The sequence below is a fragment of the Blastococcus sp. SYSU DS1024 genome, from assembly GCF_054050795.1.
Genome location: NZ_JBJHAA010000004.1, coordinates 60,895 through 74,535, shown reverse-complemented (window position 1 = coordinate 74,535; position 13,641 = coordinate 60,895). Strand labels below are relative to the sequence as shown.

Here is a 13,641-nt window from a genome sequence, read left to right as displayed (position 1 = left end):
AGCCCGCACCACGCCGCAAGGCACAGGAGATCCGCGCGATGACCAGCACCCCGAACGAGGCCCCCCTCCCCGAGGCCGCCACCCGCGAGGCCGCCGCCGCGCTGACCGGCGTCGAGACCACGGCCCGCTCCGTGGCCGAGGCCGCCGCCCAGCCGGCCACCGGCATCACCGGCGCGCAGAGCCTCGTCCGGTCCCTCGAGGCGGTCGGTGTCGACGTCGTCTTCGGCATCCCCGGCGGGGCGATCCTCCCGGCGTACGACCCGCTGTTCGATTCGCAGGTCCACCACGTCCTCGTCCGGCACGAGCAGGGCGCCGGGCACGCGGCCACCGGGTACGCCCAGGCCACCGGCCGGGTCGGCGTCTGCATGGCCACCTCCGGCCCCGGTGCCACCAACCTGGTGACCCCGCTCGCCGACGCCTACATGGACTCGGTCCCGATCGTCGCGATCACCGGCCAGGTCCCGAGCGCGGCCATCGGCACCGACGCCTTCCAGGAGGCGGACATCCGCGGCATCACGATGCCGGTGACCAAGCACAACTTCCTGGTGACGACGGCGGAGGAGATCCCGCAGCGCATCGCCGAGGCGTTCCACCTGGCCTCCACCGGCCGCCCCGGCCCCGTCCTGGTCGACATCCCCAAGGACGTCCTGCAGGCGACCACCGACTTCACCTGGCCACCGCGGCTGGACCTCCCCGGTTACAAGCCGACGACGCGCCCGCACGGCAAGCAGGTCCGCGAGGCGGCCACCCTGATCGCCGGCGCCCGCCGCCCGGTGCTCTACGTCGGCGGCGGTGTGCTCAAGGCGCAGGCGACCGAGGAGCTGGCCGAGCTCGCCGAGCTGACCGGAGCGCCCGTCGTCACCACGCTGATGGCCCGGGGCGCGTTCCCCGACAGCAGCGCCCAGCACCTGGGCATGCCGGGTATGCACGGCACGGTCGCGGCGGTGACCGCCCTGCAGAAGTCCGACGTGATCGTGGCGCTGGGGGCGCGGTTCGACGACCGGGTGACCGGCGAGCTGTCCAGCTTCGCGCCCGACGCCCTGGTCGTCCACGCAGACATCGACCCCGCCGAGATCGGGAAGAACCGCAAGGCCGACGTGCCGATCGTGGGCGACGCCAAGGAGACCATCGCGCAGCTGGTCGAGGCCCTCCGCGCCGAGCACGCGGCCGGCCGCACGCCGGACCTGGCGGCGTGGTGGGCGCAGCTCGACGACTGGCGGGAGCGCTACCCGCTCGGCTACGACTGGCCCGAGGACGGCGCGCTGTCGCCGCAGTACGTCATCGAGCGGCTGGGTGCGATCGCCGGTCCGGAGGCGATCTACACCTCCGGCGTCGGCCAGCACCAGATGTGGGCAGCCCAGTTCATCAGCTACGAGAAGCCGGGCACCTGGCTCAACAGCGGCGGCCTCGGGACCATGGGCTATGCCGTCCCGGCGGCGATGGGCGCCAAGTACGGCTGCCCCGACACCACCGTGTGGGCGATCGACGGCGACGGCTGCTTCCAGATGACCAACCAGGAGCTCGCCACCTGCGCCATCGAGGGCATCCCGGTGAAGGTCGCCGTCATCAACAACGGCAACCTCGGCATGGTCCGGCAGTGGCAGACCCTCTTCTACGAGGGCCGCTACTCCAACACCAGGCTGCACGCGCGCAACCCCGACGGCTCGCCCAAGCCGGTGCGCATCCCCGACTTCGTCGCCCTGGCGGAGGCGCTGGGCTGCGTCGGGCTGCGGTGCGAGAGCAAGGACGACGTCGACGCCGTCATCGAGAAGGCGATGGCCATCAACGACGCGCCGGTGGTCATCGACTTCGTCGTCGGAGCCGACGCCCAGGTGTGGCCGATGGTCGCCGCCGGCGCCAGCAACGACGCGATCCTGGCCGCGCGCGACCTGCGCCCGGTCTTCGGCGACGGTCAGGTCTGAGGAGCGCCACCATGTCCCGTCACACCCTGTCGGTCCTCGTCGAGAACAAGTCCGGCGTGCTGGCCCGCGTCTCGGCGCTGTTCAGCCGCCGCGGCTTCAACATCGAGTCCCTCGCCGTCGGGCCGACCGAGAACCCCGACCTGTCGCGCATGACGATCGTCGTGGACGCGGAGAGCCAGCCGCTCGAGCAGATCACCAAGCAGCTCAACAAGCTGATCGAGATCATCAAGATCGTCGAGCTGGACGGCGAGGCCGCCGTCCAGCGCGAGCTGCTGCTCGTGAAGGTGCGCGCGCCGATGGCCGAGCGCACCCAGGTGCTGCAGACCGCGGAGCTGTTCCGCGCCCGCGTCGTCGACGTCAACCCCGACACGGTGACCCTCGAGGCCACCGGGACGCCCGACAAGCTCCAGGCGCTGCTGGCCGTGCTCGCCCCCCTCGGCATCAAGGAGATGGCCCAGTCGGGCACCGTCGCCCTGGGCCGGGGGCCGCGGGCGATGTCCGGCGCCGGTACCTTGCGCCCGGTCGAGCGCACCGCCTGAGTCTTCGCACCTCCAACCGAAGGGAACAACCACCAGCATGGCCGCCGAGATCTTCTACGACGACGACGCCGACCTCTCGATCATCCAGGGGCGGACCGTCGCCGTCCTGGGCTACGGGAGCCAGGGGCACGCCCACGCGCTGTCGCTGCGCGACTCCGGCGTCGATGTCCGCGTCGGCCTGCCCGAGGGGTCCAAGAGCCGCGCCAAGGCCGAGGCCGAGGGGCTGCGGGTGGTCACGCCCGCCGAGGCGGCCGCCGAGGCCGACCTCATCATGATCCTGGCGCCGGACCACGTGCAGCGGCACCTCTACGCCGAGTCGGTGGAGCCCAACCTCCAGGACGGCGACGCGCTGTTCTTCGGCCACGGCTTCAACATCCGGTTCGGCTACATCAAGCCCCCGGCCGGCGTCGACGTCGCGATGGTCGCCCCGAAGGGCCCCGGCCACCTGGTGCGCCGCGAGTTCGAGAACGGCAAGGGCGTGCCCTGTCTGATCGCCGTGGAGCAGGACGCCAGCGGCAGCGCGCAGGCGCTCGCGCTCTCCTACGCCAAGGGCATCGGTGGAAGCCGGGCCGGCGTCATCAAGACCACCTTCGCCGAGGAGACCGAGACCGACCTCTTCGGTGAGCAGGCGGTGCTCTGCGGTGGCGCCAGCGCGCTGATCACCGCCGGGTTCGAGACCCTCACCGAGGCCGGCTACCAGCCCGAGGTCGCCTACTTCGAGTGCCTGCACGAGCTCAAGCTGATCGTCGACCTCATGTACGAGGGCGGCATCGCCAAGCAGCGCTGGTCGGTGTCGGACACCGCCGAGTACGGCGACTACACCTCCGGCCCCAAGGTCATCGACGCCCGGGTCAAGGAGTCGATGAAGGAGGTCCTCGGCGCGATCAAGGACGGTTCCTGGGCCGCGGCGTTCATCGCCGACCAGGACGCCGGCGCGCCCGACTTCAAGGCCAAGCGGGCCGCAGCCGAGGCGCACCCGATCGAGGAGACCGGGCGCAAGCTGCGCGGCCTGATGAGCTGGGTGTCGGCGTCCGACGACTACACCGGTACGGCCGCCCGCAACTGATCCGGGCCGCACGACGACGACGGCCCCCGCTGCGCACGCAGCGGGGGCCGTCTCGTGTTCGGTAGGGCTCAGACGGACTGGCCCCGCGCCGCGAAGTACTGCTGGGACTGGCCGGTGCGCAGCAGCACGACGATCAGGATCGGCAGCACGAAGCCGAGCAGCCCGGTGAAGACGAAGCCCTCCTCCTGCACCAGGCTCCAGAGCAGGTACAGCAGCTGCAGGCCGATCGACGCGTAGCTGCCGAGGAGCAGCAGCTTCGGGTCCTGCCCGCGCAGCACCTGGATGCCGCCGATCAGCAGGACGACGGCGGCCGCGAACGACAGCAGCGCCAGGATGCCGAGCAGGGCGTCGACCTCGAAGACCGCCCCGATCGCGAAGAGGGTGAGCAGTCCGCCGAGGGTGCCCAGTCCGCCGATGACCACCCCGATGACGGCGGCCGCGGTCACCTGACCCGGGCGCTGGCCGGTGGGTGCCTGCCCGTAGCCGGCCGGGGCGGCGGGGTACCCGCCGGGCTGCTGGCCGTATCCCGGACCCTGGCCGTACCCCTGGCCGGGCTGCTGGCCGGGCGGCGGGCCCCAGCCGGGCTGCCCCTGCGGCGCACCTCCCTGCGGATAGTCGGGATCGGAACCGGGGGTGGGGCCGGACATGGCAGCTACCTCCTGCTCGGGGATCCGTCGTGGCCGACGGACGACGGGTCGTAGCAATCCTCACACCTGTACGGGGGTCCGGCAGAGCCGAACGGTCTCCTCCCGTGCGGAAGCACCCGGTTCAGCGACCGGTACGCCGGTAGCGGTGCGCGGCGAAGAACTGCGTGGCCGGCTTCATCGCCAGCAGGACGACGATCGCCAGGGCAGCCAGGAAGAAGACCGAGTTCACCACGACATCGCCGGCGGTGCCCTCGGCCAGGGTGCCGAGGAGGCCGATGGTGGTGAAGACCAGGGCGATCGAGCCGCCGACCAGCAGCGGCACCCGGCTGCGGCCGGTGAGTGCCCAGACCGCGCCCCAGATCATGACGACCGTCCAGGCCAGCGCCAGCACGCCGAAGCCGATCAGCACGCCCCCGACGGCACCGGTCACCGCCCCGAATCCCGGGATCTCCTCGTCCAGCCCGCCGCCGGCGCCGCTGGCGGCCGCACCGACGAGCAGGAGGAAGAAGGTGATCAGCAGACCGAGTGCGCCGTAGACGAAACCGAGCACGGCCGCGGTGATCACCCCGGCCGGCTTGGCGGGGACGCCGGGAGCACCGTACGGGCCGTACGGCTGCGGGTACTGCTGGCCGTAGGGCTCCGGCGACCCGTACGGCTGCCCGTACTGCGGCTGGCCGTAGGGGCCCTGCCCGTACTGCTGCTGCCCGTACTGCTGCTGCCCGTACTGCTGCTGCCCGTACTGCGGTTGGCCGTAGGGGCCCTGCCCGTACTGCTGCTGCCCGTACTGGGGTTGACCTGACTGCTGCTGCCCGTACTGCCCCTGCCCGTACGGGGGCTGGCCGTGGTCCTGCCCGTTCCCAGGAGCGGAGGACTGGGGATCGGTGCGACCCTCGTCGTCGGACTGGCTCACGGTTCTCCTCCGTCGGGGCCGGCCCACGCCGGCTTCGGTGCCCAGGATGTCGGTGCGCCCACACGGGAGCAAGGACCCGGCGGGCCGGGCCACGCGCGGCCCGGCCCGCCGACCACTCCACCCCCTGACCTAGGGTCCCTTCCCATGCGCCTGGCAGTGATCCCCGGAGACGGCATCGGACCCGAGGTCGTGGCGGAGGGGCTCAAGGTCCTCCGCGCGGTCGCCCCCGACCTGGAGACGACCCCCTACGACCTCGGTGCTGCGCGGTGGCAGCGGACGGGGGAGTTGCTGCCGGACACGGTGCTCGACGAGCTGCGCCAGCACGACGCGATCCTGCTCGGTGCCATCGGTGACCCGAGCGTGCCGCCGGGCATCCTCGAGCGCGGATTGCTGCTGCGGCTGCGCTTCGAGCTGGACCACCACGTCAACCTGCGCCCGGCGAAGCTGTTCGACGGTGTGCGCAGCCCGCTGGTCGAGCCCGGCCCGATCGACATGCTGTGCGTGCGCGAGGGGACCGAGGGCCCCTACGTCGGCAACGGCGGGGTGCTGCGCAAGGACACCCCGCAGGAGGTCGCGACCGAGGTCAGCCTGAACACCGCCTTCGGGGTGGAGCGCGTCGTCCGCTACGCGTTCGAGCGGGCCGTGGCGCGCCCGCGCAAGCACCTGACGCTGATCCACAAGACCAACGTGCTGACCCACGCCGGCGGGCTCTGGTCGCGGATCGTGGAGGAGGTGTCGGTCGAGTTCCCGGAGGTCACCGTCGCCTACCAGCACGTCGACGCCGCGTCGATGTTCTTCATCACCGACCCGGGCCGCTACGACGTCATCGTCACCGACAACCTCTTCGGCGACATCGTCACCGACGTCGCGGCCGCGGTGACCGGGGGCATCGGCCTGGCGGCCAGCGGCAACCTCGACGCCTCGGGAGCCAACCCGAGCATGTTCGAGCCGGTGCACGGCTCCGCCCCCGACATCGCCGGTCGTGGCATCGCGGACCCGACCGCGACCGTGCTCTCGGTCGGGTTGCTGCTGGAGCACCTGAGCCGCACCGAGCAGGCGCGCAAGGTCGACGCCGCCGTCGCCTTCGACCTCTCCACCCGCGACCCGCAGGCGGCGATCCGCACGGCCGACGTCGGCGACCGGCTGGCGGCGCTCGCGGGCGGCTGACTCACCCCGGCGGTTCCTCCCGCAGCAGGAGGCCGACCGGCACCGGCAGGACGGCGCGTCCGGTCTCGCCCGGGGCGGGCCACTTCGGGCGCACCGTGCAGCCGGTGGGGGAGGACTCCACCAGCACGACCGGCTGCCAGGTCCAGTCCTCGCCCGGTTCCCCGGCCGCGAAGCCGCCGGTGGGGAGAGGCTCGGGCAGCCGGGCCCACCACCGCCGGTCCAGTGCGCGCAGCCCCTCGGTGCGCAGCAGCGCCGCGGCGTCGCCGGCGGACCGGGGGCCGGTCAGGGGAGCGCCGGTCAGCAGCACGGGGCGCACAGCCCTTCGGTGCCGTCCGGTGCCAGCCAGCCCACCAGCTCGCCGTCGGCGGGGCGGTGCACGGGGGTCCAGTCGGTGGGGATCACCAGGAGTGGGTACCAGCGCGGGTGGCAGGTCGTCGCCCGGTTTCCGGGACGGGGTGCCGCGCACCGCGCCTCCCGTGCTTTCATGGTCGGCGATGCACACCAGCGGCACGATCATCATCGCCTAGCGCGCAGTCACCTCCCCGACTGCGCGCAGACCTCCCGTACCCGGGGGGTCTTTTTCGTGTTCGCCCCCTTGCCACTCCCCGGGAGACACCGTGACCACCGAGACCGACTTCCACGTCTTCGACACCACGCTGCGCGACGGCGCCCAGCGGGAGGGGGTCAGCTACTCGGTCGCCGACAAGCTGGCGGTGGCGCGGCTGCTGGACGAGATCGGCGTCGGGTTCATCGAGGGTGGCTGGCCGGGTGCCCTCCCCAAGGACACCGAGTTCTTCGCCCGCGCGCGGACCGAGCTGAAGCTCGAGCACGCCCAGCTGGTGGCGTTCGGGTCCACCCGCAAGGCCGGCGTCGCGGTGGCCGACGACCCGCAGGTCCGCGCCCTGCTCGACGCGGAGACGCCGGTGGTCTGCCTGGTGGCGAAGTCCGACGTGCGGCACGTGCGGGAGGCGCTGCGCACCACCCTGGAGGAGAACCTGGCGATGGTGGCCGACACCGTCGCCTTCTTCGTGTCGCACGGCCGCCGGGTGTTCCTCGACTGCGAGCACTTCTTCGACGGCTACGCCGCCGACCCGGACTACGGGGTGCGCGTGCTGCGGGCGGCGTTCGACGCCGGGGCGGAGGTGGGCGTCCTGTGCGACACGAACGGCGGCATGCTGCCCATGGGGGTGGGGCGCGTGGTCGCCGACGTGGCATCCCGCGTGGACGGCAGGCTGGGCATCCACTGCCAGGACGACACCGGGTGCGCCGTGGCCAACACCCTGGCCGCGGTCGAGGCCGGCGTCACCCACGTGCAGGGGACGGCGAACGGCTACGGGGAGCGGGCCGGCAACGCCGACACGTTCGCGCTGATCGCCAACCTGGTCACGAAGATGGGCATCCCCGCGGTGCCCGCCGAGTGCCTCCCGGAGCTGCAGCGGGTCAGCCACGCGATCGCCGAGCTGGCCAACATCGCCCCCGACGACCACCAGCCCTACGTGGGCGCCTCGGCGTTCGCGCACAAGGCGGGGCTGCACGCCAGCGCGATCAAGGTCAGCCCGGAGCTGTACAACCACCTCGACCCCGCGGTCGTGGGCAACGACATGCGCATCCTCGTCACCGAGATGGCCGGGCGGGCCTCGGTCGAGCTGAAGGGGCGCGAGCTCGGCGTCGACCTCACCGGCCAGTCCGACGCCATCGGCCGGGTCGTCGACCAGGTCAAGGTGCTGGAGGCCGACGGCTGGTCCTTCGAGGCCGCCGACGCCTCCTTCGAGCTGCTGCTGCGCTCTCAGCTGCCGGAGGCGCCGCCGCCCCTGTTCGAGCTGGAGAGCTACCGCACCTCCGTCGAGCACTGGGGCAACGGCGTCGTCGTCAGCGAGGCGACGGTCAAGGTGCACGTCGACGGCGAGCGGATCATCAGCACCGGCGAGGGCAACGGCCCGGTGAACGCCCTGGACAACGCGCTCCGCCAGGCGCTGGTGCACCGCTACCCGCAGCTGGCCGACGTCTCCCTGGCCGACTACAAGGTCCGCATCCTGGGCTGGAAGGGCGGCACGAGCGCCACCACCCGCGTGCTCATCGACACCACCGACGGGGCGGGGGAGTGGACCACCGTCGGCGTCCACGCCAACATCGTCGAGGCCTCGTGGCACGCGCTCGTCGACGCCCTCACCTACGCGGTGCTGCGCCGCCCTCAGCCGTAGCGGGCGACGAAGTTCGCCAGCAGCCGGCCGGGCGCGGTCACCACCGCGGGGGTCAGCCGCGCGACGACCGCCTCGACCTCGCTGGGCGCGAAGTAGCCGGCGTGCTGGTAGATGCGCACCCGTTGGACGATCCCCGCCACGTCCAGCTCCGGGTGGAACTGGGTGGCGTAGACGTTCTCCTTCACCTTGAACATCTGCACCGGGCACGTCGCCGACGAGGCCAGCAGCACCGCGGTCGGCGGGAGGACGCGGCACGCCTCCTTGTGGCCGACGAAGGCCGCGAACCGGTCGGGCACCCCGGCCAGCAGCGGGTCGTCCCGCCCCTCCGGGGTGAGGCCCACCTCCACCGCCGACACCGGCTCCGCGTACGTCCCGTCGACGACGCCGCCCTGGTGGGTGCCGAGGGTGCCGATCCCGTAGCAGGCGCCGAAGAAGGGGAGGTCCCGCTCGACGATCTCGTCGAGCAGGCGGCCGACCTCGTGCTCCACCCGCACCTGGACGGCGGACTTCTCCGCGTCGGAGGAGTTGAACGGCCCGCCGCCGAGGAAGACCCCGGCGTACTCGTCGAGGTCCAGCGCCGGCAACGGCCCGGCCTCCAGCCGGATGCGGTGCAGCCGCCCGGGGGGCAGGGCGGTGCAGCGCAGGAAGGAGGCGTGCTCCTCGTCGGCCGCCTCGTCCTCGGGGCGGGAGGACAGCAGCAGGAACGGCTTCACCTGCGGGTCAGCGCGGCTGGATCTCACCCATCGGGCCCCACCCGGCGACGCCGGGCGCGTCCACGTAGATGATCTGCGGCTGCGCGGAGACCAGGTCCGGCGCCTGCTCGACGAAGCGCTTGAAGGCGTCGGTGGCCACGTGGGCGGCGCCCGCATCGGCGTCGCGGAAGCCCTCGACGCAGACGAACGTGTCGGGCTCCTCCAGGCTCCGCGACCACTCGAAGAACAGTGAGCCCTCCTCGGCGTTCACCGCGCGCGCGTAGTCGGCGGCCAACCCGGCCCACTCGTCGGCGCGGTCGGGGCGGACGGGGAACTTCACGACGATCAGGATCACCAGCACATTGTCGGCCTCCGGCCGACACCGCGGCCAGTTGCCGTCCACCGGTTGCGCGGAGCCCCGTCGTCACGGCTGCCCGGGACCCTCCGGGCCCCACTCGCCGCGACACACCGGCCAGTTGCCGTCCACCCCCGCCTACAGCGGTTCCAGCCGCGTCCTCAGCAGGCAGAACTCGTTGCCCTCCGGATCGGCGAGGACGTGCCAGCTCTCGTCCCCGCTCTGCCCGACGTCCGCCCGGGTCGCGCCCAGCGCCAGCAGCCGCTCCAGCTCCGCGTCCTGGTCGCGGTCGGTCGGGCTGACGTCGATGTGCAGGCGGCACTTCCCGGGCGTGGGGTCGGCCACCGGCCCGAACACCAGCGTGGGCGCCACGCCGCCGAAGCCGGCCGCCGGGCCGATCTCCACCGAGCCGTCCTCCTCCCGGCCGAGGACCTGGTAGTCGAGGACGGCGGCCCAGAAGGCGGCCAGCGCCTCGGGGTCGCGGCTGTCGACGACGAGTTCGCTGAACCGGCAGGCCATGGGCGGACGATAGGCGGAACGGCGCGCGACTAACCTCGGCTCGTGCGCATCGTCCGTTTCGCCAGTCCTCAGGGCATGTCCTTCGGCGTCCTCGACGGAGACGGCCAGGTGGCCCAGATCGAGGGCCACCCCTTCGGCCAGATCTCCTTCACCGGCGCCCGGTTCGCCCAGGCCGACATCCGGCTGCTCTCGCCGATCCTGCCGAGCAAGGTGGTGTGCGTCGGCAAGAACTACGCCGAGCACGTGAAGGAGATGGGCACCGGCGACGCGCCGGGGGAGCCGCTGTTGTTCCTCAAGCCCTCGACGTCGGTCATCGGCCCCGGTGACGCGATCCGCATTCCGGCCGGCAGCACCAACGTCCACCACGAGGTCGAGCTCGCCGTCGTGATCGGCGCGCGCGGGGCGCGGAACGTGACGCCGGAGCAGGCGCTGGGCAGCGTGTTCGGCTACACGATCGGCAACGACGTCACCGAGCGGGACATGCAGAGGAGCGACGGGCAGTGGACCCGCGCCAAGGGCTTCGACTCCTTCTGCCCCCTCGGTCCCTGGATCGAGACCGACCTGGCCGGGATCGGTCTCGACGCCGCCGACCTGGAGATCACCTGCGACGTCGACGGCGAGCGCCGCCAGTCCGGCCGCACCGGCCAGCTGCTCTTCGCCGTCCCCACCCTCATCTCCTACATCTCGCAGGTGATGACCCTGCTGCCCGGCGACGTGGTGCTGACCGGCACCCCCTCGGGCGTGGGCCCGATCCGCCCCGGCCAGACCGTGGCGTGCAGCATCCAGGGCCTGGGCACGCTCTCCAACACCGTGACGGCGGCCGACGCCGTCTCGACCGCCGGTGGCGCCCGATGACCGTCCGCACCCGCTTCTGCCCGTCGCCGACCGGGCTGGTCCACGTCGGGCTGATCCGCACGGCCCTGTTCAACTGGGCGCACGCCCGCCACCACGGTGGCACGTTCGTCTTCCGCATCGAGGACACCGACGCCGCCCGCGACTCCGAGGAGTCCTACCGGCACCTGCTCGACAGCCTGCGCTGGCTCGGGCTGGACTGGGACGAGGGGCCGGAGGTCGGGGGCCCGAACGGCCCGTACCGGCAGTCCGAGCGGCACGACGTCTACCGGGAGGTGGCCGCGAAACTGCTCGAGGCCGGTCACGCCTACGAGTCGTTCTCGACCAACGAGGAGGTCGACGCCCGGCGCCGCGCGGCCGGCGAGGACCCCAAGCTCGGCTACGACAACCACGACCGGTTCCTCACCGACGCCCAGAAGCGGGCCTTCCGCGACGAGGGCAGGTCCCCGGTGCTGCGGCTCCGGATGCCCGACGAGGACCTCACCTGGACCGACCTGGTGCGCGGCGAGGTGCGGTTCGCCGCGGGTGCGGTGCCCGACTTCGTGCTCGTGCGCGGCAACGGCGCCCCGCTCTACCCCTTCGTGAACCCGGTCGACGACGCCCTGATGGGCATCACCGACGTCCTCCGCGGCGAGGACCTGCTGCCCTCGACCCCGCGCCAGCTGGCGCTGTACGCGGCGCTCACCGACATCGGCGTGGCGCAGGGCACGCCCCGCTTCGGCCACCTCCCGCTGGTCACCGGCGAGGGCACCAAGAAGCTGTCCAAGCGCGATCCCACGTCCAACCTCGACGTCTACCGGGAGCGCGGCTTCCTCCCCGAGGGGCTGGTCAACTACCTGGCGCTGCTGGGCTGGTCGATCGCCGAGGACCGCGACATCTTCTCGACGGCGGAGCTGGTCGAGGCCTTCGACGTCACGCGGGTGAGCGCCAACCCGGCCCGGTTCGACCTGAAGAAGGCCGAGGCGATCAACGCCAACCACCTGCGCGCCCTGCCGGTCGAGGAGTTCACCGCTCGGGTGGTGCCGTACCTGGCGGGCGCCGGGCTGGTCGCCGAGCCGCCCACCGCCGAGCAGGAGTCGGTGCTGCGGGCGATCGCGCCGCTGGCCCAGGAGCGCATGGTGGTGCTCTCCGAGGCCGTGGGGCTGCTGGGCTTCCTGTTCGTCGACGAGGTCACCATCGACCCCCAGGCGGCGGAGAAGCAGCTCGCGGGGGACAGTGCCGTCGAGGTGCTGGACGCGGCGACGGCGGCGCTGCGCGAGCTGCCGGAGTGGAGCACCCCGGCCATCGAGCAGGCGCTCAAGGAGGCCCTCGTCGAGGGCCTGGGGCGCAAGCCGCGGCAGGCCTTCGGGCCGGTGCGCGTCGCCGTCAGCGGGCGCACGGTGTCCCCGCCGCTGTACGAGTCGATGGAGCTGCTCGGGCGCGAGCGGACGATGGCCCGGCTCGCGGCGGCCCGCACGGTCGCGACGGCTGGATGACCTTCCCGGGGCCCGGTGGCGGTCCGGCCGACGAGCCGTACACCGGGCCGCCACCGACCCTGCGGCCGCAACCGGGGCGGTTCCCGGTCCCGCCCTGGCCGCAGCCCCCCGCGCCGTTCCGGCCGGGTGCGTACGCCCCGGGTCCGTACGCCCCGGGTCCGTACGCCCCGGGTCCGTACGCCCCTGGTGCGTTCCCGCCGGGTGCGTACGCCCCTGGCCCGTTCCCGCCGGCGCACTTCCCCCCGGCGCCCGTCCCCCCGGCCGGGTGGGCCCTCCCGCCGGGCACGCCGCCGCACGACGTCCCGCAGCCGTACCTGCGCATCATGCGGACCCGCGACTGGGCCTGGTGGCGGCCGCTGCTGGGGTTGCTCCTGCTCGGGGTGGTCTTCCTGGTGGCCGGCGCGCTGCTCGGCGTGATCGGCATCCTCACCGGCCTCAGCCCCGACCTGGCCCTGATCGAGCTCACCGACCCCGGAACGCTGCTGGTCACCAACGCGACCCTGGCCGTGGGCATCCCGGTGGTGTGGCTGGCCTGGGCGGTGGCGCACGGCATGAGCCCCGGCTGGTCGTCGTCGGTGCTCGCCCGGTTCCGGTGGCGGCTGCTGCCCCGGCTGACGCTGCTGGCGCTGGCCTCGATCGGGGTCGTGATCGGCCTCTCCGTGCTCCTCGGGGTCACCGCGGAGGGGGTCGAGGTGACGGGGCCGGTCCCCTCGTGGGGCTGGTTGCTGGCCGTCGTCCTGCTCACCACACCGCTGCAGTCCGCGGCCGAGGAGTACCTGTTCCGCGGCTACCTCAGCCAGGCGATCGCCGGCTGGATCAGCGCCCCGCGCGTCGGTGCGGTGGTGGCCGCGGTGGTCACCGGCGCGCTCTTCTCCCTCGCGCACCTCCCGCCGGACCTCGCCACCTTCCTCGACCGCTTCGCCTTCGCCCTCGCCGCCTCCGCCGTGGTCGGGCTGACCGGCGGCCTCGAGGCCGCTGTCGTCCTGCACGCGGTCAACAACGTGGTGCTGTTCCTGCTGGTGGCGCTGCTGGGTGACGCCGTGGCCACGGACGTGGTGCCGGCGGGGCTGGTGCCGGTGTCGCTCACGCTCACCGCGGTGGGCTTCGGCGGCTACGTCCTGCTCGTCGCCCGCTGGCGGCGGCGGGCGCGGCCGCAGCTGCGCACGCCGGCCCTCGACCTGCGCCTCCCGCCGGCAGCGGCGTCCGCCACGGCCCGCTGACCAGCCGACCGGGGGGTGGTGCCACCCACCCGCGCAGCGTCGGGTACAGTTCTCTCCGGCGCCGCGAGGTGCTACC

14 protein-coding genes are annotated in these 13,641 nt (G+C 73.0%); 8 read left to right on the top strand and 6 right to left on the bottom strand.

Annotated features, from left to right (window positions below; translation table 11 throughout):
- Positions 1 to 38 precede the first annotated feature (38 nt).
- Genes ACI79S_RS05250 through ilvC form a run of 3 tightly spaced genes read left to right on the top strand, consistent with a single transcriptional unit; the run spans position 39 to position 3,527 of the window.
- Positions 39 to 1,922, top strand: a complete 1,884-nt coding sequence (locus ACI79S_RS05250) for an acetolactate synthase large subunit (RefSeq protein WP_456592382.1) — start codon at positions 39 to 41, stop codon at positions 1,920 to 1,922.
- Positions 1,923 to 1,933: 11 nt separating this feature from the next.
- Positions 1,934 to 2,461, top strand: coding sequence for an acetolactate synthase small subunit (gene ilvN, locus ACI79S_RS05245; protein WP_091933248.1), 528 nt, complete (start codon positions 1,934 to 1,936; stop codon positions 2,459 to 2,461).
- 37 nt (positions 2,462 to 2,498) lie between these two features.
- Positions 2,499 to 3,527 carry a ketol-acid reductoisomerase gene (ilvC, locus tag ACI79S_RS05240; RefSeq protein ID WP_456592381.1) on the top strand — a complete coding sequence of 343 codons (1,029 nt, stop codon included), beginning with the start codon at positions 2,499 to 2,501 and terminating at the stop codon, positions 3,525 to 3,527.
- A gap of 68 nt (positions 3,528 to 3,595) precedes the next feature.
- Here the strand turns inward: ilvC and ACI79S_RS05235 are convergent, their stop codons facing one another.
- A complete protein-coding gene (locus ACI79S_RS05235) occupies positions 3,596 to 4,174 on the bottom strand; it encodes a hypothetical protein (protein WP_456592380.1) in 579 nt (192 codons plus the stop codon).
- Between the two features lie 121 nt (positions 4,175 to 4,295).
- Positions 4,296 to 5,084: a hypothetical protein gene (locus ACI79S_RS05230; RefSeq protein WP_456592379.1), complete on the bottom strand. Its 789-nt coding sequence runs from the start codon at positions 5,082 to 5,084 to the stop codon at positions 4,296 to 4,298.
- Positions 5,085 to 5,228: 144 nt separating this feature from the next.
- Between ACI79S_RS05230 and ACI79S_RS05225 the strand changes: the two genes are divergently transcribed.
- A complete protein-coding gene (locus ACI79S_RS05225) occupies positions 5,229 to 6,251 on the top strand; it encodes a 3-isopropylmalate dehydrogenase (RefSeq protein WP_456592378.1) in 1,023 nt (340 codons plus the stop codon).
- Position 6,252: 1 nt separating this feature from the next.
- On the opposite strand, the gene ACI79S_RS05220 is transcribed toward ACI79S_RS05225, so the two are convergent.
- Positions 6,253 to 6,567 (bottom strand): hypothetical protein, encoded by a 315-nt coding sequence (locus ACI79S_RS05220; protein ID WP_456592377.1) that lies wholly within the window; start codon positions 6,565 to 6,567, stop codon positions 6,253 to 6,255.
- A gap of 301 nt (positions 6,568 to 6,868) precedes the next feature.
- Between ACI79S_RS05220 and cimA the strand changes: the two genes are divergently transcribed.
- Positions 6,869 to 8,452, top strand: coding sequence for a citramalate synthase (cimA, locus tag ACI79S_RS05215; protein WP_456592376.1), 1,584 nt, complete (start codon positions 6,869 to 6,871; stop codon positions 8,450 to 8,452).
- On the opposite strand, the gene ACI79S_RS05210 is transcribed toward cimA, so the two are convergent.
- The 3 genes from ACI79S_RS05210 to ACI79S_RS05200 all read right to left on the bottom strand — a co-directional run bounded on the left by ACI79S_RS05210 (position 8,443) and on the right by ACI79S_RS05200 (position 10,018).
- A complete protein-coding gene (locus ACI79S_RS05210; protein ID WP_456592375.1) occupies positions 8,443 to 9,165 on the bottom strand; it encodes a glutamine amidotransferase in 723 nt (240 codons plus the stop codon). The genes cimA and ACI79S_RS05210 overlap by 10 nt on opposite strands.
- A gap of 7 nt (positions 9,166 to 9,172) precedes the next feature.
- Positions 9,173 to 9,499 carry a putative quinol monooxygenase gene (locus ACI79S_RS05205; RefSeq protein ID WP_456592374.1) on the bottom strand — a complete coding sequence of 109 codons (327 nt, stop codon included), beginning with the start codon at positions 9,497 to 9,499 and terminating at the stop codon, positions 9,173 to 9,175.
- A 138-nt stretch (positions 9,500 to 9,637) separates the two neighbouring features.
- Positions 9,638 to 10,018 carry a VOC family protein gene (locus tag ACI79S_RS05200; RefSeq protein ID WP_456592373.1) on the bottom strand — a complete coding sequence of 127 codons (381 nt, stop codon included), beginning with the start codon at positions 10,016 to 10,018 and terminating at the stop codon, positions 9,638 to 9,640.
- A 42-nt stretch (positions 10,019 to 10,060) separates the two neighbouring features.
- Between ACI79S_RS05200 and ACI79S_RS05195 the strand changes: the two genes are divergently transcribed.
- From ACI79S_RS05195 to ACI79S_RS05185, 3 genes are all read left to right on the top strand, one after another.
- The gene (locus tag ACI79S_RS05195; protein ID WP_456592372.1) at positions 10,061 to 10,873 is read left to right on the top strand and encodes a fumarylacetoacetate hydrolase family protein; all 813 of its coding nucleotides are present in this window, start codon (positions 10,061 to 10,063) and stop codon (positions 10,871 to 10,873) included.
- A complete protein-coding gene (gene gltX / locus ACI79S_RS05190; RefSeq protein WP_456592371.1) occupies positions 10,870 to 12,345 on the top strand; it encodes a glutamate--tRNA ligase in 1,476 nt (491 codons plus the stop codon). The genes ACI79S_RS05195 and gltX overlap by 4 nt, the downstream gene beginning before the upstream one ends.
- 323 nt (positions 12,346 to 12,668) lie before the next feature.
- On the top strand, positions 12,669 to 13,565 hold the full coding sequence (locus tag ACI79S_RS05185) for a CPBP family intramembrane glutamic endopeptidase (protein ID WP_456592370.1): 897 nt from the start codon (positions 12,669 to 12,671) through the stop codon (positions 13,563 to 13,565).
- Positions 13,566 to 13,641: the final 76 nt, after the last annotated feature.

Coding starts and splice junctions, on each gene's coding strand:
- ACI79S_RS05250 (WP_456592382.1), top strand. CDS start 39: ATGACCAGCACCCCGAACGAGGCCCCCCTCCCCGAGGCCGCCACCCGC.
- ilvN (WP_091933248.1), top strand. CDS start 1,934: ATGTCCCGTCACACCCTGTCGGTCCTCGTCGAGAACAAGTCCGGCGTG.
- ilvC (WP_456592381.1), top strand. CDS start 2,499: ATGGCCGCCGAGATCTTCTACGACGACGACGCCGACCTCTCGATCATC.
- ACI79S_RS05235 (WP_456592380.1), bottom strand. CDS start 4,174: ATGTCCGGCCCCACCCCCGGTTCCGATCCCGACTATCCGCAGGGAGGT.
- ACI79S_RS05225 (WP_456592378.1), top strand. CDS start 5,229: ATGCGCCTGGCAGTGATCCCCGGAGACGGCATCGGACCCGAGGTCGTG.
- ACI79S_RS05200 (WP_456592373.1), bottom strand. CDS start 10,018: ATGGCCTGCCGGTTCAGCGAACTCGTCGTCGACAGCCGCGACCCCGAG.
- gltX (WP_456592371.1), top strand. CDS start 10,870: ATGACCGTCCGCACCCGCTTCTGCCCGTCGCCGACCGGGCTGGTCCAC.
- ACI79S_RS05185 (WP_456592370.1), top strand. CDS start 12,669: ATGCGGACCCGCGACTGGGCCTGGTGGCGGCCGCTGCTGGGGTTGCTC.